The organism is Aurantimonas sp. Leaf443 (genome assembly GCF_001425575.1).
Taxonomy (GTDB): domain Bacteria; phylum Pseudomonadota; class Alphaproteobacteria; order Rhizobiales; family Rhizobiaceae; genus Leaf443.
Map to the genome: position 1 here is coordinate 157,210 of NZ_LMRD01000010.1, position 21,363 is coordinate 178,572.

General features: G+C 71.1%; 23 protein-coding genes. 9 read left to right on the forward strand and 14 right to left on the reverse strand.

The features are described 5' to 3' along the window. The first annotated feature begins 90 nt into the window (after nt 1-90). Complete coding sequence (locus ASG48_RS15525; RefSeq protein ID WP_055851826.1) at nt 91-906, forward strand: potassium channel family protein; 816 nt, start codon at nt 91-93, stop codon at nt 904-906. A gap of 4 nt (nt 907-910) precedes the next feature. Here ASG48_RS15525 and ASG48_RS15530 read toward each other — a convergent pair whose 3' ends face one another. The 10 genes from ASG48_RS15530 to ASG48_RS15570 form a co-directional block, all read right to left on the reverse strand. Further along, nucleotides 911-1,672 (reverse strand): ABC transporter permease, encoded by a 762-nt coding sequence (locus ASG48_RS15530; protein WP_055851828.1) that lies wholly within the window; start codon nt 1,670-1,672, stop codon nt 911-913. Beyond that, nucleotides 1,669-2,625 carry an ABC transporter ATP-binding protein gene (locus tag ASG48_RS15535; RefSeq protein ID WP_244486919.1) on the reverse strand — a complete coding sequence of 319 codons (957 nt, stop codon included), beginning with the start codon at nt 2,623-2,625 and terminating at the stop codon, nt 1,669-1,671. Before ASG48_RS15535 ends, ASG48_RS15530 begins: the two co-directional genes overlap by 4 nt. 152 nt (nt 2,626-2,777) lie before the next feature. Further along, nucleotides 2,778-2,927: a DUF3563 family protein gene (locus ASG48_RS18390; protein ID WP_156381631.1), complete on the reverse strand. Its 150-nt coding sequence runs from the start codon at nt 2,925-2,927 to the stop codon at nt 2,778-2,780. A gap of 101 nt (nt 2,928-3,028) precedes the next feature. Continuing rightward, on the reverse strand, nt 3,029-4,171 hold the full coding sequence (locus ASG48_RS15540) for an MFS transporter (RefSeq protein WP_156381642.1): 1,143 nt from the start codon (nt 4,169-4,171) through the stop codon (nt 3,029-3,031). A 386-nt stretch (nt 4,172-4,557) separates the two neighbouring features. Beyond that, nucleotides 4,558-5,712, reverse strand: a complete 1,155-nt coding sequence (locus tag ASG48_RS15545; RefSeq protein ID WP_156381632.1) for an HWE histidine kinase domain-containing protein — start codon at nt 5,710-5,712, stop codon at nt 4,558-4,560. 98 nt (nt 5,713-5,810) lie between these two features. Beyond that, the gene (locus ASG48_RS15550; protein WP_055851837.1) at nt 5,811-6,497 is read right to left on the reverse strand and encodes a fumarylacetoacetate hydrolase family protein; all 687 of its coding nucleotides are present in this window, start codon (nt 6,495-6,497) and stop codon (nt 5,811-5,813) included. 52 nt (nt 6,498-6,549) lie between these two features. Next, a complete protein-coding gene (locus ASG48_RS15555) occupies nt 6,550-7,578 on the reverse strand; it encodes a histidine kinase dimerization/phosphoacceptor domain -containing protein (RefSeq protein ID WP_156381633.1) in 1,029 nt (342 codons plus the stop codon). Nucleotides 7,579-7,586: 8 nt separating this feature from the next. Further along, nucleotides 7,587-8,003, reverse strand: a complete 417-nt coding sequence (locus ASG48_RS15560; RefSeq protein ID WP_055851950.1) for a response regulator — start codon at nt 8,001-8,003, stop codon at nt 7,587-7,589. Between the two features lie 41 nt (nt 8,004-8,044). Beyond that, nucleotides 8,045-9,517 (reverse strand): sensor histidine kinase, encoded by a 1,473-nt coding sequence (locus ASG48_RS15565; protein ID WP_055851839.1) that lies wholly within the window; start codon nt 9,515-9,517, stop codon nt 8,045-8,047. Between the two features lie 162 nt (nt 9,518-9,679). Then, nucleotides 9,680-10,597, reverse strand: a complete 918-nt coding sequence (locus ASG48_RS15570) for a universal stress protein (RefSeq protein ID WP_156381635.1) — start codon at nt 10,595-10,597, stop codon at nt 9,680-9,682. A gap of 170 nt (nt 10,598-10,767) precedes the next feature. Between ASG48_RS15570 and ASG48_RS15575 the strand changes: the two genes are divergently transcribed. The 4 genes from ASG48_RS15575 (at nt 10,768) to ASG48_RS15590 (ending at nt 13,701) form a co-directional block, all read left to right on the forward strand. After that, complete coding sequence (locus tag ASG48_RS15575; RefSeq protein WP_055851846.1) at nt 10,768-11,331, forward strand: sigma-70 family RNA polymerase sigma factor; 564 nt, start codon at nt 10,768-10,770, stop codon at nt 11,329-11,331. Then, nucleotides 11,321-12,103 carry a zf-HC2 domain-containing protein gene (locus tag ASG48_RS15580; protein WP_055851849.1) on the forward strand — a complete coding sequence of 261 codons (783 nt, stop codon included), beginning with the start codon at nt 11,321-11,323 and terminating at the stop codon, nt 12,101-12,103. The genes ASG48_RS15575 and ASG48_RS15580 overlap by 11 nt, the downstream gene beginning before the upstream one ends. A 27-nt stretch (nt 12,104-12,130) precedes the next feature. Further along, complete coding sequence (locus ASG48_RS15585) at nt 12,131-12,874, forward strand: Bax inhibitor-1/YccA family protein (RefSeq protein WP_055851853.1); 744 nt, start codon at nt 12,131-12,133, stop codon at nt 12,872-12,874. 134 nt (nt 12,875-13,008) lie between these two features. Continuing rightward, on the forward strand, nt 13,009-13,701 hold the full coding sequence (locus ASG48_RS15590; protein WP_055851855.1) for a DUF2076 domain-containing protein: 693 nt from the start codon (nt 13,009-13,011) through the stop codon (nt 13,699-13,701). 40 nt (nt 13,702-13,741) lie between these two features. On the opposite strand, the gene ASG48_RS15595 is transcribed toward ASG48_RS15590, so the two are convergent. Together ASG48_RS15595 and ASG48_RS15600 are read right to left on the reverse strand one after the other, a co-directional pair. After that, complete coding sequence (locus tag ASG48_RS15595) at nt 13,742-14,950, reverse strand: phosphatase domain-containing protein (protein ID WP_055851859.1); 1,209 nt, start codon at nt 14,948-14,950, stop codon at nt 13,742-13,744. Continuing rightward, on the reverse strand, nt 14,947-16,404 hold the full coding sequence (locus ASG48_RS15600) for a phospholipase D-like domain-containing protein (protein ID WP_055851862.1): 1,458 nt from the start codon (nt 16,402-16,404) through the stop codon (nt 14,947-14,949). The genes ASG48_RS15595 and ASG48_RS15600 overlap by 4 nt, the downstream gene beginning before the upstream one ends. 300 nt (nt 16,405-16,704) lie before the next feature. Here ASG48_RS15600 and ASG48_RS15605 point away from each other — a divergent pair, with 300 nt between their 5' ends. From ASG48_RS15605 to ASG48_RS15620, 4 genes are all read left to right on the forward strand, one after another. Next, a complete protein-coding gene (locus ASG48_RS15605) occupies nt 16,705-17,592 on the forward strand; it encodes a PAS domain-containing protein (RefSeq protein ID WP_055851864.1) in 888 nt (295 codons plus the stop codon). 205 nt (nt 17,593-17,797) lie between these two features. Then, complete coding sequence (locus ASG48_RS15610; protein WP_055851866.1) at nt 17,798-18,184, forward strand: rhodanese-like domain-containing protein; 387 nt, start codon at nt 17,798-17,800, stop codon at nt 18,182-18,184. Nucleotides 18,185-18,305: 121 nt separating this feature from the next. Continuing rightward, entirely contained in the window at nt 18,306-18,716 is a 411-nt protein-coding gene (arsC, locus tag ASG48_RS15615; protein ID WP_055851869.1) for an arsenate reductase (glutaredoxin), read from the forward strand. Nucleotides 18,717-18,813: 97 nt separating this feature from the next. After that, nucleotides 18,814-20,565 carry an ABC transporter ATP-binding protein gene (locus tag ASG48_RS15620; RefSeq protein ID WP_055851872.1) on the forward strand — a complete coding sequence of 584 codons (1,752 nt, stop codon included), beginning with the start codon at nt 18,814-18,816 and terminating at the stop codon, nt 20,563-20,565. 52 nt (nt 20,566-20,617) lie between these two features. Here ASG48_RS15620 and ASG48_RS15625 read toward each other — a convergent pair whose 3' ends face one another. Both ASG48_RS15625 and ASG48_RS15630 read right to left on the reverse strand, forming a co-directional pair. Next, complete coding sequence (locus ASG48_RS15625) at nt 20,618-20,836, reverse strand: hypothetical protein (RefSeq protein ID WP_055851875.1); 219 nt, start codon at nt 20,834-20,836, stop codon at nt 20,618-20,620. A 257-nt stretch (nt 20,837-21,093) separates the two neighbouring features. Next, entirely contained in the window at nt 21,094-21,309 is a 216-nt protein-coding gene (locus tag ASG48_RS15630) for a CsbD family protein (protein ID WP_055851878.1), read from the reverse strand. Between the last annotated feature and the right edge of the window lie 54 nt (nt 21,310-21,363).

A 21,363-nucleotide genomic window follows, 5' to 3' on the forward strand; every position in this document is an offset into this window, starting at 1 on the left:
CCGGCCCCGACAAGGCCGCGCGCCGCCCTATCATAGCGGGTGCGGACCGCCGAAGGCACGGCGGCGCGCGAGGGGGCGAGAGCCGAGGGCATGACGACGACGAAGGCCGTATCCGGTCGCACGCACCGGCCGCGCACCTGGCTGGCGCGCAAACGCATCAAGCTGCGCCGGCTCTATCACGGCCATCGCCCGTCGGCGCTGCGCTTCCAGATGGGCGTCCTGGTCGTGGACCTGGCGATCATCGTCCTGTTCATCTTCGCGCCGGTCCTGCGCGACACGCCGGCCTATCTGTGGCTGGACTATTCGGTCGCCGCGGTACTGGCGCTGGATCTGGGCGCGCGCACCTTCGCCGCGCGCCATCCCTGGCGCTACCTGCGCCAGCCCTTCGTGGTGCTCGACCTCTTCATCCTCGTCACGCTCCTCTTCCCGCAGACCTTCGTCAATCTGGGCTTCCTGCGGATCGTGCGGCTCTGGTCGCTGTCGCGCAGCGGCTTCCTGTGGCGCCCGCTGCGCCGCTCGCGCTTCGCGCTCTACGAGACGCCGGCGCGCGCGGTGGTCAATCTCGTCGCCTTCCTCTTCGTGGCGACGGGCTTCGTCTACACGTTCTTCTTCCGGCGCGGCTCCGGCATGACGGGCTATGTCGACGCGCTCTACTTCACCGTGACCTCGGTGACGACGACCGGCTACGGCGACATCACGCTGGAGGGGCCGGGCGGCAAGCTCACCGCCATCGTCATCATGATCACCGGCATCTCGCTCTTCGTGCGCCTCGCGCAGGCCGTGTTCAAGCCGACCAAGGTGGAGTTCCCCTGCCCCGCCTGCGGCCTGCGCCGGCACGATCCGGACGCCGTCCACTGCAAGGCCTGCGGCCACCTCCTCAACATCCCCGACGACGGCAACGACTGAGGGCTCAGCTCTTCAGCCGGTATCCCGTGCGGAAGATCCAGACGATGACGGCAAGGCTCGCGGCGAGGAAGAAGAGCGTGACGGCGAGGCTGACGGCGACGGGCACGTCGGCCGTGCCGAAGAAGGACCAGCGGAAACCCGAGACGAGATAGAGCACCGGGTTGAAATGCGTCACGACCTGCCAGGCCGGCGGCAGCATCTCGACCGAGTAGAACGAGCCGCCGAGGAAGGTCAGCGGCGTGATGACGAGGAGCGGCACGAGCTGCAGCTTCTCGAACCCGTCGGCCCAGACCCCGATGATGAAGCCGAAGAGCGAGAAGGTGACGGAGGTGAGGACCAGGAAGAGGATCATCACCACCGGATGCTCGATGCGCAGGTCCACGAAGAGCGCGGCGGTGGCGAGGATGATGAGGCCGAGGATCAGCGACTTCGTCGCCGCCGCCCCGCAATAGCCGAGGACGATCTCGAGCGGCGAGACCGGCGCCGAGAGGAGCTCGTAGATCGTGCCGGAGAAGCGCGGGAAATAGATGCCGAAGGCCGCGTTCGACAGGCTCTGCGTCAGGAGCGAGAGCATGATGAGGCCGGGCACGATGAAGGCGCCGTAGGAGACGCCCCCGACCTCCGAGATGCGCGAGCCGATCGCCGCGCCGAACACCACGAAATAGAGCGTCGTGGACAGGACCGGCGAGATGACGCTCTGCAGGAGCGTGCGGCGCATGCGCGCCATCTCGAACGCGTAGATCGCGCGGACCGCGAAGAGGTTCATGCCCGCTCCTTCACGAGGCTGACGAAGATCTCCTCGAGCGTGCTCTGCTTGGTGGAGAGGTCGCGGATGCGAAGGCCGTTCTCGGCGAGCGTGCCCATGAGGGCGGCGATGCCCGTGCGCTCGGCGCGCGTGTCGTAGGTATAGGTGAGGGTGAGCCCGTCGGGCGAGAGCGACAGGCCCTGTGGCGGCAGGCCCGGCGGCAGGGCGGAAAGCGGCGCGTCGAGCTGCAGCACGAGCTCCTTGTGGCCGAGCTTTCGCATCAGCTCCAGCTTCTCCTCCACGAGGATCAGCGAGCCGCCGGTGATGACGCCGATGCGGTCGGCCATCTCCTCGGCTTCCTCGATATAGTGCGTGGTCAGGATGACGGTGACGCCCTCGTCGCGAAGGCCGCGCACCACCTGCCACATCTCGCGGCGCAGCTCCACGTCGACGCCCGCCGTCGGCTCGTCCAGGAAGAGGATCTCGGGCTCGTGGGCGAGCGCCTTGGCGATGAGGACGCGCCGCTTCATGCCGCCCGAGAGCGTCATGATGCGATTGTCCTTCTTCTTCCAGAGCGACAGCTCGCGCAGCACGCGCTCCACCACGGCGTCGTCGCGCGGGCGGCCGAACAGGCCGCGCGAGAAGGAGACCGTGTCGAAGACGGTCTCGAACGCATCCGTCGTCAGCTCCTGCGGCACGAGGCCGATCTTGGAGCGGGCGGCGCGATAGTCGTGCGCGATGTCCCTCCCGTCCACCGTGACGGTGCCGGTCGTGGGCGTCACGAGGCCGCAGATGATCGAGATCAGCGTCGTCTTGCCCGCGCCGTTCGGCCCGAGCAGGGCGAAGATCTCGCCCTTGGCGATGGAGAGATCGATGCCCTTCAGGGCGGTGAAGCCGCCCTTGTAGGTCTTGGACAGCCCCCTGACCTGAAGGATCGCGGGGGCGGCCGGCATGAATTTGGCGATGGCGGACATGGCGGAAGGGGCGCTCGCGTCGTGGTGCGGACCCCGTGTCTTCGGGCGCGTCTGGCGCCTGCCGGTCCGTCAGGGGGTCACAGATAGGGCCGGCTCGCGCGCGGGCCAATGGCCGCGCACCGTTCCGGCCCCGTCCGGACCGCCCGGCGCGGTCAGCGCAGGCGCGGCGGGCTGGTGCGGAAGCGGCCGGCGTCGATCTCGCGCTCGCGCATCTCGAGGTCCGAGAGCGAGGTGGCTTCGGAGAGGTAGCGGTCGCTGCGGCTCTGGCGCTGGCGGCCGGCGAAGAGGCTCTTGAGGTTCATGGCAGTCTCCTTTCGGTTCCGAATATGGGCGCCGTTGTGCAGTGCAGCAACGACCACATCCGCAACGCAGCCATGCGTTCGAGCCCCCTCTGCGAAACGATTCAGTAAGCCGTTTCGGCAGCGTTGCCGCGCTGGCGCCGTTCCAGCGCGAGCGAGGCGAAGAACACCGCGAGGCCGCCGACGGCGAGCGCCGCGCCCACCCAGCCGGTCGCCGCGTAGCCGTGGCCGGCGGTGATGGTGAGGGCGCCGAGCCAGGCGCCGAGGCCGTTGGCGAGGTTGAAGGCGGAATGGTTGAGGGCGGCGGCGAGCGTCTGCGCCTCGCCCGCGACGTCCATCAGGCGGATCTGCAGCGCCGGGCCGATGGCCACCGCCGAGGCGATGAGGAAGACGCACAGGCACAGCATGAAGGGGATCTGCGCGGTGAGCGCGAAGAGCGCGAGCACCACGACGTTCCAGAGGAGCGCGCCGCCGACCGTCGCCATCAGCGCCCGGTCGGCGAGGCGCGCGCCGACGACGTTGCCGACGATCATGCCGGCGCCGAAGATGGCGACGACGAAGGGCACCGCCGAGGCGCTCATGCCCGCGACTTCCGTCGCGGTCGAGGCGATGTAGCTGTAGACGGCGAACATGCCGCCGAAGCCGATGGCGCCGATGCCGAGCGTCAGCCAGACCTGCCCGTTGGCGAGCGCGCCGAGCTCGCGCAGGGGGCTGGAGCGCGGCGCGGCGCGGTCGGCCGGCAGGAGGCAGGCAATGAGGAGGACGGTGAGCGCGGCCAGCGCCCCCACGAAGCCGAAGGACAGGCGCCAGGAGAAGGCCTGCGACATCCAGGTGGCGAGCGGCGTGCCGAGAAGCGTGGCGACGGTGAGGCCGAGCATGATGCGCCCGACCGCCTGCGAGCGCTTGCTCGGCGGCTGGAGCGCGGCGGCGACGAGTGCGGCGACGCCGAAATAGGCCCCGTGCGGCAGGCCCGAGAGAAAGCGCACCAGGGCGAAGGTGGCGTAGTCGGGCGCCAGCGCCGAGGCGACGTTGCCGGCGGCGAAGAGCATCATCAGGATGAGGAGCAGCGTGCGCCGCGCCAGCGTCGAGCCGAGGACGGCGATGACCGGCGCGCCCACGACGACGCCGAAGGCATAGGCGCTGATGACATGGCCCGACTGGGCGACGCCGATGTCGAGCCCGGCCGCCACCTGCGGCAGCATGCCCATGATGGCGAATTCGCCGGTGCCGATGGCGAACGCCCCCATGGCGAGCGCGAGTTCCACCAGGAGGACGCGCCGCGGCGTCAGCGCCGCCGTCGGCAGGAGCGGAATGGGTCCGGCTTCCGCGCGGGCGAGGCGCAGATCCAGTTCGGCGAGGTCTGACACCAGACGGCTCCGTCTCAAAGTCTGTCGGGGAATCGGTTCGGCCTCCCGGGCCGGACCTTGCGGCGCGGCGTGCGGGATGTATTCGGTAAGAGAAGCTTAGCGTGTTCGCCCGGTTCTAGCCCATCCTGCAACCGGCAGGTAGCCTGGGCCTTGCATGGGTCGCCGGCCGCCCGGGGCCGTCGCGGCCGGGTCCGAGGCGCGGCGAAAGCGCCGCGTCGCAGTGCCCGCGGGCCTGCATGGCGCCGGCGCCGAGCCTTGCGCCTGGCTCAAAGCTCGTCGGCGGGAATGCAGCGTCCGCGAAGGCGGTAGACGAGGCCGTCCGGTTCGTAGAGGAGCTCGGACTCGCCGTCGAAATAGGCGACGCCCATGCGCCCGAGGAGGCGCGAGCCGAAGCCCTTGCCCTGCGGCGCGACGACGGGGGGCCCGCCCCTCTCGCGCCATTCGAACTCGAGCACGCCCTCCTCCGCCTCCCGCCAGACGATGGAGACCCGGCCGGCCTCCGTCGCGAGCGCGCCGTGCTTGACGGCGTTGGTGGCCAGTTCGTTGACCGCGAGCGAGAGGCCGAGCCCCTGCTGGCGCGACAGGGCGAGCGCGGGACCGGAGATCTCGAAGCGGTCGGTGCCGTCGCGGTGGTGGGCGAGCGCGGCCTCCACCACGTCGCCGAAATCGAGCCCGGCCTCGCCGAAGGCGGTGAGGAGGTCCTGCGCGCTCGCCATGGCCGAGAAGCGCCCGGCCAGCGCGTCGCGCACCTCCGGCAGGCTGCGCGCGGTGCGGAAGGTCTGGCTGGCCACGGCCTGGACGAGGGTCAGCATGTTCTTCATGCGGTGGGCGAGTTCGCGCGTCAGGGTCTGGCGGCGCTCCTCGCTGGCGCGCAGCTTCGCCTCGGCCCGGCGCTGCGCCTCGATGGCGAGGTCGCGCAGGAGGACGTCGCGGCGCAGCCGGATCAGCGTCATCGCCTGGCGGGCGAGCGCGTCGAGCGCGCGCCTCTGATCGTGCGTCAGCCCGCCCGCGCGGGGCGTCTTGTCGATGGCGCAGACCGTGCCGAGCGCCACGCCCTCATCGTTGCGGATGACGGCGCCGGCATAGAAGCGAATATGCGGATCTTCGGTGACGAGCGTGTTGCAGGCCGTGCGCGGATCGGCCGTCAGGTCCTCGATGACGAGGATCCTGTCCTCGCGCAGCGCATGGGCGCACACGCTCTGGCTGAGCGGCGTCTCGGCCGGCTCGAAGCCGCGCCGCGCCTTGAACCACTGCCGGCCCTCGGCCACGAGGCTGACGAGCGCCACCGGCGTCTCGCAGATCACGCAGGCAAGCTCCACGATCTCCTCGAAGCCCGGCTCCGGCGAGGTGTCGAGGATATGGTACTCGGCGAGCGCGGCGAAGCGCGCAGCGTCGGTGGGGTCGGCGGGTCGGTCCGTCATCGTCCAGTCGGGATCATCGGCGCGCCAGGACGCCACGCGCGATGCTTAGCCACGAAAACGCCTTGCGGGCAACCGGCGGGCGCGGCGAAAATCGTGCCTCACGCCACCGCGACCTCGAGCGTGCCCACGCCCTCGATCGCCGCCGACAGCCGGTCGCCGCGCCGCACGGGGCCGACGCCGGCGGGCGTGCCGGTCATCAGGACGTCGCCGGCGGCGAGCGGGAAGAGGCGCGACAGATGGGCGATCGCCTCGCCGACCGACCAGATCATCTGCGACAGGTCGCCGCTCTGACGCCGCGCGCCGTTCACGTCGAGCGTGATGGCGCCGCGGGCCGGATGGCCGATCTCGGCCGCGCTTCGCAGGGCCGAGACGGGGGCGGAGGCCGCGAAGGCCTTGCCCGTCTCCCAGGGCCTCCCCTTGGCCTTGGCCTCGCCCTGCAGGTCGCGGCGCGTCATGTCGAGCCCGACGCCGTAGCCGAAGACGGCCGCCAGCGCCTCGGCCGGATCGAGGTCGCGCCCGCCCGCCTTCAGCGCGACGACGAGCTCCACCTCGTGATGCACGTCCGCGCTCATCGTCGGATAGGGAAAGCGCCCGTCGCAGACGAGGTCGCCGGCGTTCTTCTGGAAGAAGAAGGGCGGCTCGCGGTCCGGGTCGGCGCCCATCTCGCGGGCATGGTCGGCGTAGTTGCGCCCGACGCAATAGACGCGGCGCACGGGAAAGAGCGCCGCCGTGCCCGCGACGGGCAGGCCGGTGACGGGCGCGGGCGGAAAGACGAAGTCGGACATGGACGGACCTTGGGGGGAAGGGACGAGGGCGGGCGGGCGGCGGAACGGATCGTCAGAGGTCGGCGCGCAGCGCCACGCTGACGCCCGCGCCCGGCCGGTGCTCGATCTCGGCCTTGAGGCTCTGGGCCATGGCGCGCACGAGCTTGCCGCCGATGCCCGTGCCCTTGGGCGGCGCGGCGCCGCCGCTCGCCATTCCGCAGCCGTCGTCCTCGACATGGATGCAGAACGCCTCGCCCTCGAGCGTCGCGGTGACGCGGATCTCGCCCGCCGTGCCGGCGGGATAGGCGTATTTGCAGGCGTTGGAGATCAGCTCGTTGACGATGACGCCGACCGAGACGGCGCGGTCGGTCTTCAGGCGGAAGGGCGGCGCGCTGACGCGCACGCGCCGCGGCGAGGCCGGCGTCGACCACGTCTCCTCGAGGTCGAGCGCGAGCGCGTCGAGATAGTCGGCCATGTCCACGGTCTCGATGTCGTTCGAGGTGTAGAGACGCCGGTGCACCTGGCCGATGGCGCGGATGCGCTGCTGGGTGTTGCGCAGGGCCTGGCGCGCGTCCTCGTTGGCGAGCGCGGAGGCCTGCATGTTGACGAAGGTGGAGACGATCTGCAGCGAGTTGGCGATGCGGTGGTTGGTCTCCTTCAGCAGCGCCTCGAGCCGCTCGTTGGAGGCCTTCAGCGCCGCCTCGGCCTGCGACTTGGCGCCCACGAGCGCGGCCCGCTCGAGCGCGTTGGCGAAGGAGGTCGCCAGGAGGTCGAAGAAGTCCTCGCCCACCGTCTTCACCACGTAGTCCGCGGCGCCCGCCTTCAGCGCGGCGACGGCGACGCGGCTCTCCTCCGAGCCCGTGACATAGACGACCGGCGGCAGCACCGGCAGCGCCTCGCGCAGCATGGCGAGCGTCTCCAGCCCGTCGCGGCCGGGCATGTAATGGTCAATGGCGATGAGGTCGAAACGCTCGCGGCGCAGGATCTCCAGCCCCTCGTCGCCGCCCTCGGCGGTGCGCATGGCAAAGCCCCGACGGCGCATGGCGCGCTCGGTCAGCGTCCTCAGGCCTTCGTCGTCGTCGATATAGAGGATGGAGGGCAAGATCTGTCTCAGCCCTCGCCCGGATCGGGGAGCTGGATCACCGAGAGGAACAGGCCGAGCTGGCGGATGGCCTGGGCGAAGCTCTCGTAGTTCACCGGCTTGGTGATGTAGACATTGGCGCCCAGATCGTAGCAGCGCTGGATCTCGACCTTGTCGTCGGTCGTGGTCAGGACGACGACCGGCGTGCGCCGCAGCGGGCTCGTCTCGGTCTTCATCCGCTGCAGGATGTCGGTGCCGCTCATGTCCGGCAGGTTGAGATCGAGCAGGACGAGCGCCGGGCCGTTGCGCGCCGGCCCCTCGGGCGACTCGAACAGGAAGTCCAGCGCCGAGGTCCCGTCGGTGAAATGGCGGATCGGGTTGGTGACGCCGGCACGGCGGATGTTCTTCTCGATGAGGCGCGCGTGACCCTCGTCGTCCTCGACCATCACGATATTCACGGAGAGATGAGCGTTCAACGACTTGGACCTCAGGAGACAGCGGATTGCGCGGGCATTGAAAGGCGGAATGTCGCACCTTCGTCAAGGGCGGAGCGGCAGCCGATCATGCCGCCCAGACGATAGGCCATCGCCCGCACATGGGCGAGGCCGATCCCCTCGCCCGGCTGGTCCTGCACGCCGGAGCGGCGGAAGAGGTCGAAGACGCGGTCGTGATCCTTCGGATCGATGCCGCGCCCGTTGTCCTCCACCTCGAAGAGGACGCGGTCGCCGAGCCGCTGTCCGCGCACCGTGATGCGGCCGGGGCGCCCGGGCTTGAGATATTTCACCGCGTTCTCGATGAGGTTGGAGAAGATCTGCTCGATGGCGACGCGGTCGGTGACGATGGCGGGCAGCGGCTCGACCGTGATCTCCGCCCCCGTCTCGCCGAGCCGGTGCTGCATGGAGGCGACGATGCCCGAAACGAGCTCGTTCATGTCGAGGCGCTCGGGCGTGACGACGCGCCGCCCCTCGCGCGACAGGCGCAGGATGGCGTTGATGAGCCGGTCCATCTTCTGCGTCGAGGTGCGGATGAAGCGGATGGATTCGGGAAGGTCCTCGCGCACGGCGAGGCGGTCGTCGGCCGACACGAGGTCGGGCGCCTGCGCCTCCACCCGGTCGAGCAGGCCGCCGAGCTGGCCGACGGCCGCGTCGAGCTCGGCGGTGAAGCCCATGACGTTGACGAGCGGCGAGCGCAGGTCGTGGCTGACGATATAGGCGAAGCGCTGGATCTCCTCGTTGGCGCGGGTGAGGTCGGCGGTGCGCACGGCGACCTCGCCCTCCAGGTCCTCGTTGAGGAGGCGCAGGCGGTCCCGCGAGGCGGCGAGCTCGGCGGCGTTGCGCCGGCTCGCCCAGATCGTCAGGGCGGCGAGGAGGAGGAGGAAGAGGCCCGCCACCACGAGGGCGGCGAGCGAGACCACGATGGAGCGGCGGCTCGCCTCGCTGCGCTCGGAGAAGAGGCGGGCCTCGGCGGCGTCCATGTCCTGCGTGACGAGGCGCACCTGGCGCACGTAGTCGGCCGCGCCGTCCTCCACGAAGCGGCGCGCCCGGCCGGTGGCGTCATCGCCCGCCGCCTGCGCGATGGAGGTGCGCACGGAGGCGATCTGCGCGTCGATCTCGCCGGACAGGCGCCGCACGAGCGCGCTCTGCCCGGCATTGTCGCCGACGAGGTCGGAGATGCGCGCCATCGTCTCGGGCAGGGCCTGCGCCGCCACCTCGAAACTCTGCGCGAAGCGCTCGTCGGGCTCCAGCAGGTAGCCGCGCCGCGCCGTCTCGGCCCGTTCGCTCAGCGAGCGCAGTTCGGCGAGCGCGTACTGCACCTGCACCGTATGCGTGAGCCGCTCGGCGTTCTCGACGCTGCGCAGCACCGTCCAGGTCGCGGCGATGCCCACGAAGACCATCAGGGCGAAGCCCGCGGTCAGCGCGGCGACGAAGGAGGGACCGGCCAGCCGGTCGGACAGTTTCATGGCGGCGGCCGCTCCCCTCGCGATGGTGACCCGCCAGGGATTAGCCTCGGTGCGGCGGGCGGGCAATGGTTGCCCCGCCCGCCGCGCCCGAGGCGGCGTCGCCCTCCCGGCGGCGCCCGCCATGCCCGCCCCGGGTCGCCGCCGGGGCCCCCGCCCCCGCCCTCAGTGGCGCAGGAGCAGCGGGACCGGGCATTCCGAAAGGAGATCGCGCGTCACGCCCCCGAGGATGAACTCGCGCAGGCGCGAGCGGCCGTAGGCGCCGCACACGATCATCTCGGCCCCCGTCACCTGCGCCTCGCGGATCAGCGCCTCGGCCGGCCGCGCCCAGTCCGACAGGTGGCGGATCTCCACGTCCACCCCGTGCCGCGAGAGATGGCGCGCCATGTCGGCGGCCGGCTCGCGGTGGCGCTCCTCGTCCGAGCCGCCCTCCGAGACGGAGGCGAGGATGGCGAGGTCGCAGGCCCGCAGGAAGGGCATCGCCGCGTCGATCGCGGCGGCGCATTCGGCGCTGTCGCGCCAGCCGATGACGACGCTGCGCGGCACCGCCGGGAAGCGCCCCTCGGGCGGCACGACGAGCACGGTGCGGTCGGCCTCGAAGAGCACGGCGTCGACGAGTTCGGGCCAGTGGCGCGTCTCGCCATAGGGCCGGCCCATGACGAAGACGTCGCTGGTGCGGGCGATGCGGGCGGCGGCGTTGGAGAGGCCGGCCAGCATCTCGTCGAAGCGGCGCACTTCGGTCGGCGCGTCCGACACGGGCAGGCGCCGGCGCAGCGCCTCCTCGGTCTCCCCGCCCGCCTTCTCGCTCTGCTTGACGATCTCGGCCATCAGCCATTCGCTGCCGGGCCCCGGCGGGATCGGCGTCAGCGCGATATGGTTGGCGAGAAAGACCGTCAGATGCGCGTCCGCCGCCTCGGCGAGCGCCTGCGCATGGGCGATCTTGGCCTCGTCGCGCGCCGAGCCGTCGGCGTGGACGGCGATGTCGGCAAGGCCGGCGAGGCGCCCGGCGCCGGGTGCGAGGCCCGAGCCGAGCGCGCCCGCGACATGGCCGTTCGTCTCCTTGGACTGGGACATTCTGCTCATGCGACTTCTCCTCCGGGGGATGACGGCGATGCGGCAGGGATATCAGGCGGGCGGGGCACCGCATTGATGCAGATCAATCGCCGCCGCCTGCGGCGGGGTCCTCGGAGCGCAAGCGGAAAAATCTTCGCGGGGGCGTGGATGGAAACGCGATCGTGCCGCGTATACGGGCCATGAAGCGCGAGACATCCGACCTCGACGTCCTGGCCGAGCTGGCCCCGATGCGCCGCTACGCGCTGTCGCTGACGCGCGACCCGGCGGCGGCCGAGGATCTCGTGCACGACACGCTGGTGCGCGCCATCGAGCGGCGCGAGCAGTACCGGCCGGGCCGGCCGATGCGCGTCTGGCTCCTGTCGATCCTGCACAACCGCTTCGTCGACGGCCTGCGCCGGCGCAAGGCGGACGCCGCGCGCGACGCCGAGCTCGGCCGCCTCGCCCCCGAGATCGCGCCGCCCGCGCAGGAGGACGCGCTGAGGCTCGCGGATCTTCGCCGCGCCTTCCTCACCCTTCCCGAGGAGCAGCGCGCCGCGCTCCATCTCGTGACGATCGAGGGCCTGTCCTACGAGGATGCCGCGCGCGCCCTCGCCATTCCCGTCGGCACGCTCGTCTCGCGCCTGTCGCGGGCCAGGGCCCGGCTGCGCGGCATCGAGGAGGGCGCGCCGTCGGCCGCGCCGGCCGAAAATGTCGTGCCCTTCACCCCGAGCGCCAGAACGTCAGGAGGCTTCGATGGAGCGTGACGCCGATCCCGTGATCGAGAGCGATCTCATCGCCTATGTCGACGGCGAGCTGACGCCGGCCCGGCGCATCGCGGTCGAGGCCCATCTCTCCGGCCATCCGGCCGAGGCCGCGCGCGTCATGGCCGACCTTCGCGACCGCGACGCGCTGCGCCTGGCGCTGGCCGCGCCCGGCCGCGGCCTGTTCGAGCGCCCGGCCACCGCGCAGGCCGCCCGCCGCCTCGCCGCCGCGCTGCGGCGCGCGCGCTACGGCGAGGCCGCCCGGCGCGTGGCGGCCGTGGCGCTTCTCGTCGGCTTCGGCTGGCTCGCCCATGCCGGGATCGGCCCGCTCGGCGTGCGCCAGAGCGTCGCCTCCAGCCCGCCGCCCGATTTCGTGTCGGAAGCCTTCATGGCCCACCGCACGTCCGAATTGCGCGCCTCGATGGCCTCGCTGCCGGAGGCCACCGGCTTCGATCCGGCCGAGATCCTCGCCGCGACGGCGATCGCCCTGCCCCGCCTGCCGAAGGACTGGCAGGTGCGCGACGCGCAGGTCTTTCCCTCGCCCTTCGGGCCGAGCGTCGAGCTGACGCTTGCCTCGCCCGATCTCGGCGCCCTCTCGCTCTTCGCCGTGCGCCCCGGCCGCTTCGACGTCTCGACGCCGGCGGTCTCCAGCGAAGGCGAGGCGAGCGCGGCCCACTGGCAGCTCGGAGACGTCGCCTACGCGCTCGTCGCCTCCAAGGCGCGCCGATCCTCCATCGAGCATGCGGCGCGCGATCTCGCCGACACGCTCTACTGACCCGTCCCACCAACCGGAGACTTCCCGATGAACACGCCGTTCCAGGACCAGCGCTGGGGCGCCCCGCCCCGAACCGGCCTGCCCGCCGGTGCCCAGAGCGCCGCCCTCTTCGACGAGGGCCTGCGCCGACACATGCTGTCGGTCTACAACTACATGGGCCTCGGCCTCGTGGTGACCGGCCTCGTCGCCTATATCGTGGGCACGACGCCCGCCCTCTACGTGCCGATCTTCTCCTCGCCGCTCAGATGGGTGGTGATGCTGGCCCCGCTCGCCTTCGTCCTCGTCTTCTCGTTCCGCATCCAGACCATGTCGGCGGCGGGCGCGCAGGCCGCCTTCTGGGCCTTCTGCGCCGTCATGGGCCTGTCGCTCGCCTCGGTCTTCCTGGTCTTCACCGGCACCAGCATCGCCAATGCCTTCTTCGTCTCGGCGGCGATGTTCGGCGCCACGAGCCTCTACGGCTACACGACCAAGCGCGACCTCACGCAGTTCTCCTCGCTCCTCGTCATGGGCCTCATCGGCGTGGTGATCGCGAGCATCGTGAACATCTTCCTCGGCTCCTCGGCCCTGCAATTCGCCATCTCTGTGATCGGCATCATCGTCTTCGTCGGCCTCACGGCCTGGGACACGCAGACGATCAAGGAGCAGTACGCGGAGAACTTCTCGGCCGAGTCGCGCCAGAAGATGGCCGTGTTCGGCGCGTTCTCGCTGTTCCTGAACTTCGTCAACATCTTCCAGCTCGTCCTGTCGCTGACCGGCACGCGCGAGGAATAGCGGCGGGCCGCCGCACCGACGACCGGCGCGGCCCGCCGCCCGGCGGCGGCCCGTCCCCTGCCGCCGCTCCCCGAGGCCGGCCCCGCCGGCTTCGGACCCCATCCATCCCCAGGAACGACCGGAGACTTCCGATCATGGAACACCAGGACCGCAAGGCGATCGAGGATCTCTTCGCCAAGCTGGAGACCGTCGAGCGCTCGGCGCCGGCGCGCGACGGCGAGGCCGAGGCCTATATCGCCGACAAGATGCACCGCCAGCCCGGCGCGCCCTACTTCATGGCCCAGACCATCGTGATGCAGGAAATGGCGCTGGAGAACCAGGCGCGCGAGATCGAGGCGCTGCGCGCCGCGCAGGTCTCCCGCCAGGTCGGCCACGGCCAGCCCCAGGGCGGCGGCTTCCTGTCGCGGCTCCTGGGCGGCTCGCAGCCGAGCCGAGCCCCCGCTCCGCAGGGCTACGGCCAGCCGGGCCACGGCCCGCAGCCGGGTTACGGACAGCCCTCCTACCAGGGCGCCGGCGGCGCCTGGGGCGGCGCGCGCCAGGGCGCGCCGGGCATGGCGTCCGGCCAGCACGCGATGCCCATGCAGGGTCGCTCGGGCGGCGGCTTCCTCGCCGGCGCCGCGCAGACGGCGATGGGCGTGGCCGGCGGCGTCCTTCTGGGCAACGCGATCGGCTCGATGTTCGCGGGCGACGTGGCGGGCGAGGCGGCCGGCGCCGCCGAGGGCCTTGCGGCGGACGCGGGCGAGGCGGCGGGCGGCCTGCAGGAGGCCGCGATGCCCGAGGACGGCGGCGGCTTCTTCGACGGCGGCGGCTTCGACGAGGAGATCTGAGGCGCCCCGCGCCCGCGATGCGACGCAATCGATCGGGGGCTCAGCCCCCGATCTTCGTTTCGGCCTTGCGCTCGGGCGAATGCAGCCCGAAGGGCCGCGGCCATTTCCAGTCCTTCAGCTTCTCGCCGTCGCTGACGATCTCGCGCGCCATGCGCTCGCTGGTGCCCGGCTCCACGAGGCGCAGCTCCTCGGCGAGGCGCGAGGCGCTTTCCAGCGTCGGCCCGGTCGTCACCGGCACGCCGGCCGCCTCGATCCGCGCCACCGCCTCGCGCACGCCCGGCATCAGCCCCTCGGGCGTCACGTCGCGCAGGAACACGGCGAGGATCCGCCGCCCGTGGCGGGCGACGAGCTCGGCATAGATCGCCGCGTCGCTCTGCCCGGTGTCGCCGATCAGGAGGAAGGGCAGGTCGGGATAGCTGTCCATGAGATGGGCGACGGAGGCCAGCTTGTGGTCGGCATGGTTGCCCGTCAGCCATTTCTTGGCGTCGAGGCCGAAATCCTTCAGCATCATCGGCCCGTGCGGGATCTCGCGCAGCGTCAGGAAGTCGTCGATGAGGTCGTAGAGGTTCCACGGGCTGGAGGAGACGTAGAAGATCGGGTTCGTCTCGCCCCCGTCCCGGCCCGCGCACAAAGCCCGGTAGAACCAGGCGATGCCGGGAAAGGCCACGCGCCCCTCGGCCGAGTTCAGCGCCACGGTGCGCCAGTGGCGCAGGAGGTTGCGCGCGCCGGTCTCGATGATCGTGTCGTCGATGTCCGAGACGATGACATAGTCGGCGCGCGGCGAGACCGAGCGCAGCCAGGTCGTCTCGCGGCGCGGCTCGAAGGGGGCGTAGCCCTTGGCCTTCAGGAGCGTCAGCCTCACCTCCTCCCAGGGGCGCTCGGCCTGTGCCGGCTCGGCGCCGGCCTCCACCTCGATCTCGAAGAAGCCCTGCTCGTCCGTCACCGCCGTGCCGCTGCGCCCGCAGGCCTGCCAGGCGACCTCGGCCTCGCGGATCTCGTCGGTCTCGTAGCGGCGGAAGGTGCGCTTCAGATTTTCCCAGCGCGAGAGGGTGGGCTCGGCGCCGACGATGCCCTCGTCCTCCACCACGCGGCCGCCGAAATGCAGGCGCCCATGCGCGATATGGCCGCGATAGGGCAGGAGGATCGGCGGCGAGGTCAGGCCGAGCCGGATCTTGGCGTGGTAGCGCGCGTCGTCCCACAGGCCCGCGAGGCGCGAGACGACGGCGAGCGCCAGACGTTCGCCCCTCATGCGCGCCGGAAGAGGCTGGCGATGCGCTGCTTCCAGCTCACCGGGCGTTCGGGATCGGCGATGTCGCTTTCGGCGAGCATCTCCTCGTCGGGCGTCAGCGCCCGCATCGGCATCGGCACCATGCGCCGCCCTTGCGGGTCGAGCCGGTCGAGGACCGCGAAGAGCGAGCCGCCCGTCTCGGAGAGCACCGCGCGCACCGCCTCGAGGCTGCAGCCCAGATGCTCGGCCAGCAGCCCGTCGCGCTTCAGGAGGATCTCGCTGGCCATCTCGTCATCCTCCTCCTCGCGCTCCATCACGATGTCGCATTCGGTGTCGTAGCCGAGCGAGCGGTTGTTGAGATTGGCCGAGCCGAGCTTCAGGATGCGGTCGTCGGCGATCATGATCTTGGCATGGACATAGATCGGCGAGCCCGCCTCGTTGGCGGGATAGACGATGCGGAAGCGCCCGTGCCGGTCGGCCTTGTCGAGAAGATGCATCATGCGGATGCGGGCCGAGTCCATCGCCTTGGCCTCCAGCCAGCCGTCGGCCGTGTCGGGATTGACGACGAGGATCTGCGGCCCGTCCGGCTCGGCGAGGCGCGCGGCGATGGCCTCGGCGATCTTGCGCGAGGCGAAATACTGGCTCTCGATGTAGAGCGTGCGACGCACGGTCGCGACGATGGCGAGCGTGGCCGCCTCGATCTCGCAGATCTGGCGCCGGTCCTCGTATTCGGGCGCCGTGCGCGCGATGCCGACATCGACCTGCGTGAAGTCGACGGGCAGGCGCTGCGGCCAGATGTCCTTCTCGCCCGCCAGGACCTCGATCGTCTCGCCCGTCGCCCGCTCCCAGCGCATGCGCGCCAGTTCGCTCAGCGCCTTGGCGGCCGGCCCCGTCAGGCAGCTCGTCGCGTCGTGCCAGGGCCCGAGCGGCGCGCCGCGCGGCGTGTGCCGTCCGGCCCGGTTCTCCTCGTGCTCGCGCGTGTCCCAGCGCCCCACCGTCATGTCGATGCCGCCGCAGAAGGCGAGCGTCTCGTCGATGACGAGGAGCTTCATGTGATGGGCGGCCAGCGGGGGATGGGCGCCGTCGAGCTTCAGCTTCACCCGGCCGCCGAACATCCAGTTCAGCATGAAGAAGGGCGTCTCGCCGCGCCCGAGCGAGTTGAGGACGCCGAGATCCCATTTCAGGATGCGCACGTCGAGGCCGCGCCGGCGCCTGGAGATCCAGTTCAGGAACTTGCCGATCTCGTTCGGCCCCTCGAGCGTCGGCCCCTCCGGCTCCAGTTCGATGCGCGCGTCGAAGTCCCAGCCGATCAGGAAGATCGAATGTTCGGCGGCGAGCATGGCCTCCTTGGCGGCGTGGAAGAAGTCGGCGGCGTCGACGATGATCGACAGGCGGTCGGCGGTGGCGATCCGCCAGCAGGTCCGGCCCTCTTCGAGGATGGAGGGGGCGCTTCGGAACGCGGCGTCGTCTGGCATGTGGCTGGCTCGCCCTTCCTTGGCTTGAACCGGCAAAGATGGGAGAGCCGCGCGCGCCGGAAAGGACGTCCGGCACAATCGATGCCGTCGCGGCCACGCCCCGTGAAACTTCACCTGTCCGGTCATGATAGTCGAACGGTGCCCCCGCGCTGTCTTTCGCGCCATGCCGCGAAGTCGTCTTAGGACGATTAGCTAGTGCCCCGTGGTACTCCCTTCGTGTAGCCTGCGGTTCTGGAACACGTCCTTCGTCGGAACGCGACGAACGTCCCTTTCGATCTCGTAATCGTAAGTTGTGCCGCCATGTCCACGTTCGATGTCCACGCCATCGCGGTCCCCGCCTTCACCCTGACGGTCGAGCCCGACCGCACGCTGCGCTTCGCCAGCCTCAACGCCATCCATTCCAACCTCACGGGCCTGCGCGCGCAGGACATTGTCGGGCGCACCCCCGAGGAGTGCCTGCCCGCCGAGGTCGCGCAGAAGGTGAGCCCGCGCTATCTGGCCTGCGTCGTCACGCGCGCCGTGCAGGAATACGAGGAGGAGCTGGAGCTTCCCAACGGCCGCTTCTGGTGGCGCACCACGCTGACGCCGCTGCGCGAGAAGCCGAACGGTCCGGTCACGGGCATCCTCGGGCTCGGCATCGACATCACCTCGATCAAGCTCTCCGGCCAGGAGCTCGAGGCCTCCGGCTTCGATCCCCTGACGGGCGCGGCGAACGCGCGCCATCTCGAGAAGATGCTGGGCGATGCCGTCGGCCGGGCCGCGTCCGGCGGGCGCCCCTTCTCGCTCGTCCTCGCCCGGCTCGCCCAATCCGCCGACGCCTGCCCCGAGGAGATGCGCAAGTCGGTGATCGTCCATGTCGCCGGCCGCCTCAGGGAGAGCGTGCGCCAGACCGACACGGTGGCCCATCTGGGCGAGGGCCGTTTCGGCCTCCTCCTGTCGGCCGCCACCGAGGGCGCGCTCGAGGTCAGCCTCGACCGGTTCCGGCGCGGGCTGCAGGCGCCCGTCGCCCTCGGGCCGCAGGAGACGCCCATTGCCGTCGAGATCGGCGGCACCGTCTTCGCGGACGGAGCGAGCGCCGAGAGTCTGTGGAACGCGGCCGAGGCCGACCTCCTCGCCCGCGCCGCCCGCCGCGCGCCGGCCCCGCGCGCCGACCGCGGACCCGCGCTCGGCGCCCGCGCGCGCGGCTGAACCGCCGCCGGCCGGCCTTCGCGCTCCCGCGCCGGGCCGGGACCCCGCCGCCCGGCCCCTTCCGATGGCCCGCCGCGCTCCCTCCGATGCGCCGCCCGGCTCCGCCGTTCGGGCGAGGCGCGGCGCTCGTGCCCGCGCTATCCTCGCCTCCCTCCCCGCGCTCTCTTTTCCGAAGGCCCGGGGCCCAGGCGACAGGGAGAGTGCGATGACGATCCGTTCAGCCCGCGACCTCGTGACCGAGGCCAGCCGGACGATCACGACGCTGACGGCGGCCGAGGCCGCGCAGAGGGCGGGAAAGCCCGACACGGTCTTCGTGGATATCCGCGAGCGCGAGGAGCTGCAGCGCACCGGCATGGTGGCGGGCGCCATCCACGCGCCGCGCGGCCTGCTCGAATTCTACGCCGACCCCTCGAGCCCGAACCACATGGTGGCGCTGGCGCCCGAGCGCTCGCTTCTCCTCTACTGCGCCTCGGGCGGGCGCTCGGCCCTCGCGGCCGCCGCGCTCTCGCAGATGGGCTTCCCGCATGTCGCCCATGTCGCGGGCGGCTTCGCGGCGCTGAAAGCCGCCGGCATCCGCACCATGGCGCCCTGACGCGGCGCCGTCGACGGGGCGGGGGTCGGGCCCCCGCGAAAACTTTCCAAGGCGGCGGTTCTTTGCGAAAGAAGGCCGGACGCGAGCCCGCCGCACGGGCCGCGACGGCCGGAGAGAGCCCATGCCCGTCACGATCTATCACAACCCCGCCTGCGGAACCTCGCGCAACACGCTGGAGATGATCCGCCAATCGGGAGAGGAACCGAAGGTGATCGAGTATCTGAAGGCGCCGCCGAGCCGCGAGACGCTGATCGAACTCCTCGACGCGATGGACCTGAAGCCCCGCGACATCCTGCGCCGCAAGGGCACGCCCTATCTGGAGCTCGGCCTGGACGATCCCAAGCTCTCCGACGAGGAGCTCCTGGCCGCCATGATCGCCCATCCGATCCTGATCGAGCGGCCGATCGTCGTGACCGAGAAGGGCGTGCGCCTGTGCCGGCCCTCCGAGAAGGTGCTGGAGCTTCTCGACACGCCCGTCGAGCGCTTCACCAAGGAAGACGGCGAGACGGTCGGCTCCGCGCCCGGCGCCTGAGGCCGCCCTTCGAGGCCGGAACCGGCACGGTCCGGCCCTCGGGTCCCCGGTCCGCGCCGGCGGGCCCGCCCTCCCCCTCGCAGGTCAGCCCGTCCCGATGCTCTCGCGCTTCCTCGCCTATTACGCGCCCTGGCGCGCGCTCTTCGTCCTCGACTTCGGCTGCGCGGTCCTCGCCGGCCTGCTCGAGCTCGGCTTCCCCATCGCGGTCAAGGTCTTCGTCGACGACCTCCTGCCCGGCCGCGACTGGCCGCTGATCGTCCTGGCCTCGGCGGGGCTCCTGGCGATCTACGCCGTCAACACCGGGCTCATGGCGGTCGTCACCTATTGGGGTCACATGCTCGGCATCAACATCGAGACGGAGATGCGCCGCAAGGCGTTCGAGCACCTGCAGAAACTCTCCTTCGGCTATTTCGACGAGACCAAGACCGGCCATCTCGTCGGGCGCCTGACCAAGGACCTCGAGGAGATCGGCGAGATCGCCCATCACGGGCCGGAGGATCTCTTCATCGCCGTCATGACCTTCGTCGGCGCCTTCGTGCTGATGCTCTTCGTGCATGTGGAACTGGCGCTCGTCACCGGCTTCGTCGTGCCCGTCGGCGCCTATCTCACGACCCGCTACGGCGCGCGCATGACCGCCACCTGGCGCGCCATCTATGCCTCGATCGGCGACTTCAACGCCCGCATCGAGGAGAATGTCGGCGGCATCCGCGTCGTCCAGGCCTTCGCCAACGAGCCGCACGAGCGCGCCCTCTTCGCCCGCAACAACGCCGAGTACCGCCGGCGCAAGCTCGACGCCTACCGCATCATGTCGGCCTCGCAGTCGCTGAACTACCTGTCGATGCGCCTGACGCAGGTGATCGTCATGGTCGCCGGCACCTATTACGTCCTGGCCGGCGATCTCTCCAACGGCGGCTTCGTCTCCTTCCTCCTCCTCGTCGGCGTGTTCTTCCGTCCGGTCGAGAAGATCGCCGCCGTCATCGAGACCTATCCCAAGGGCATTGCGGGCTTTCGCCGCTACACCGAGTTCCTCGACACCGAGCCCGACATCGCCGACCGCCCGGGCGCGCAGGACGTGACGAGCGTGCGCGGCGCCATTGCCTTCGAGGAGGTGCGCTTTTCCTACCGTTCCAGGCGCGAGGTGCTGAAGGGCATAGACTTCCGCGTCGAGCCCGGCGAGACGGTCGCCTTCGTCGGCCCGTCCGGCGCGGGCAAGACCACGCTCTGCTCGCTCGTGCCGCGCTTCTACGACGTCGGCGCCGGCGCGATCCGCATCGACGGGCGCGACGTACGCGCCATGACGCTCGCCTCGCTGCGCCGCCATGTCGGCGTGGTCCAGCAGGACGTGTTCCTCTTCGGCGGCACGGTGCGCGAGAACATCGCCTATGGGCGACTGGACGCCGGCGAGGCCGAGATCGTCGCGGCGATGGAGCGCGCGAGCCTGTCGCAGACCGCGGCGGCCCTGCCGCACGGGCTCGACACGGTCGTCGGCGAGCGCGGCGTGAAGCTCTCGGGCGGCCAGAAGCAGCGCCTCTCCATCGCCCGCATGTTCCTGAAGGACCCGGCGATCCTCATCCTGGACGAGGCGACCTCGGCCCTCGACACCGAGACCGAGCGCCAGATCCAGGCCGCGCTCGCCGAACTCTCGCGCGGGCGCACCACGCTCGTCATCGCCCACCGGCTCTCCACCGTGCGCCATGCCGACCGCATCCTGGTCGTCCTCGACGGGCGCATCGCCGAAGAGGGCGACCATGCCTCGCTGATGGGGCGCGACGGGCTCTACCGCCGCCTCGTCGGCGGGCAGGACAGTCTCGGCGATCCCGGCGGCGCCCCGGTGCCGAGCTTCGCCTGACCCCGAGCCGAGCCGGGCGGGCGAGGGCCCGGCCTTGCTGCACGCATCCCGCTCAGGCCTCGCCGGGCGAGGCGGGCCCGCGTCCCGGCGCTTCGGCGAGCACGCGCTCGCGGGCGGCCGTGAGCTGGGCGATGGCGTCCGACAGGAGATTTCCGACGGCGAAGCGCTCGATCTCGCTGCGCGTGCGGTCGCCGTCGATCAGCATGCGGCGCGCCGCGCGCGCGGCCGCCTCCGCCTCGAAGATCAGTTCCACTTCGGGTCGAAGGATCATCGCGCACTCCCAGTCTGCGGGGACCGGGCTCTACGCCGCCGGACGCGTGGCTGCAAGGAGAGGCGCGGCGCGGCGCCGGCCCGCGCGCGGCTAAGACAGGCGCGACGCGCCCCGCCGTCCTTCCGGAACGCGAAAAGGCGGGATCTCTCCCGCCTCTTCCGGTCTGATAATTCACGCTCGCCCGGCACCGCAGCTTCGGGGTCCGGACACCGGCGGGGCCGGTTCCGGAGCCGAGCCGTTCGCAGGCTCGCAGGATCTTAGAGGTTGCGGTGGGCCGTGTCCTTGAGCTTGTCCGTGCCGTCCTTGACGGCGGACTTCGCCTCGCCGACCTTCTGCTGGCTCTCGCCCTTCACTTCCTGCGCCACGCCCTCGGCGTGCAGGCTGTCGTTGCCGGTCGCCTTGCCGACGGCCTGCTTCACGTTGCCGACGGCTTCGTTGGCCAGACCGCTGATCTTGTCGCTCGTGCTACCCATCGTTTCTCTCCGTGGTTGTTCGATGCGGGTAGAAGCATCGGCGGGGCCGCTTCG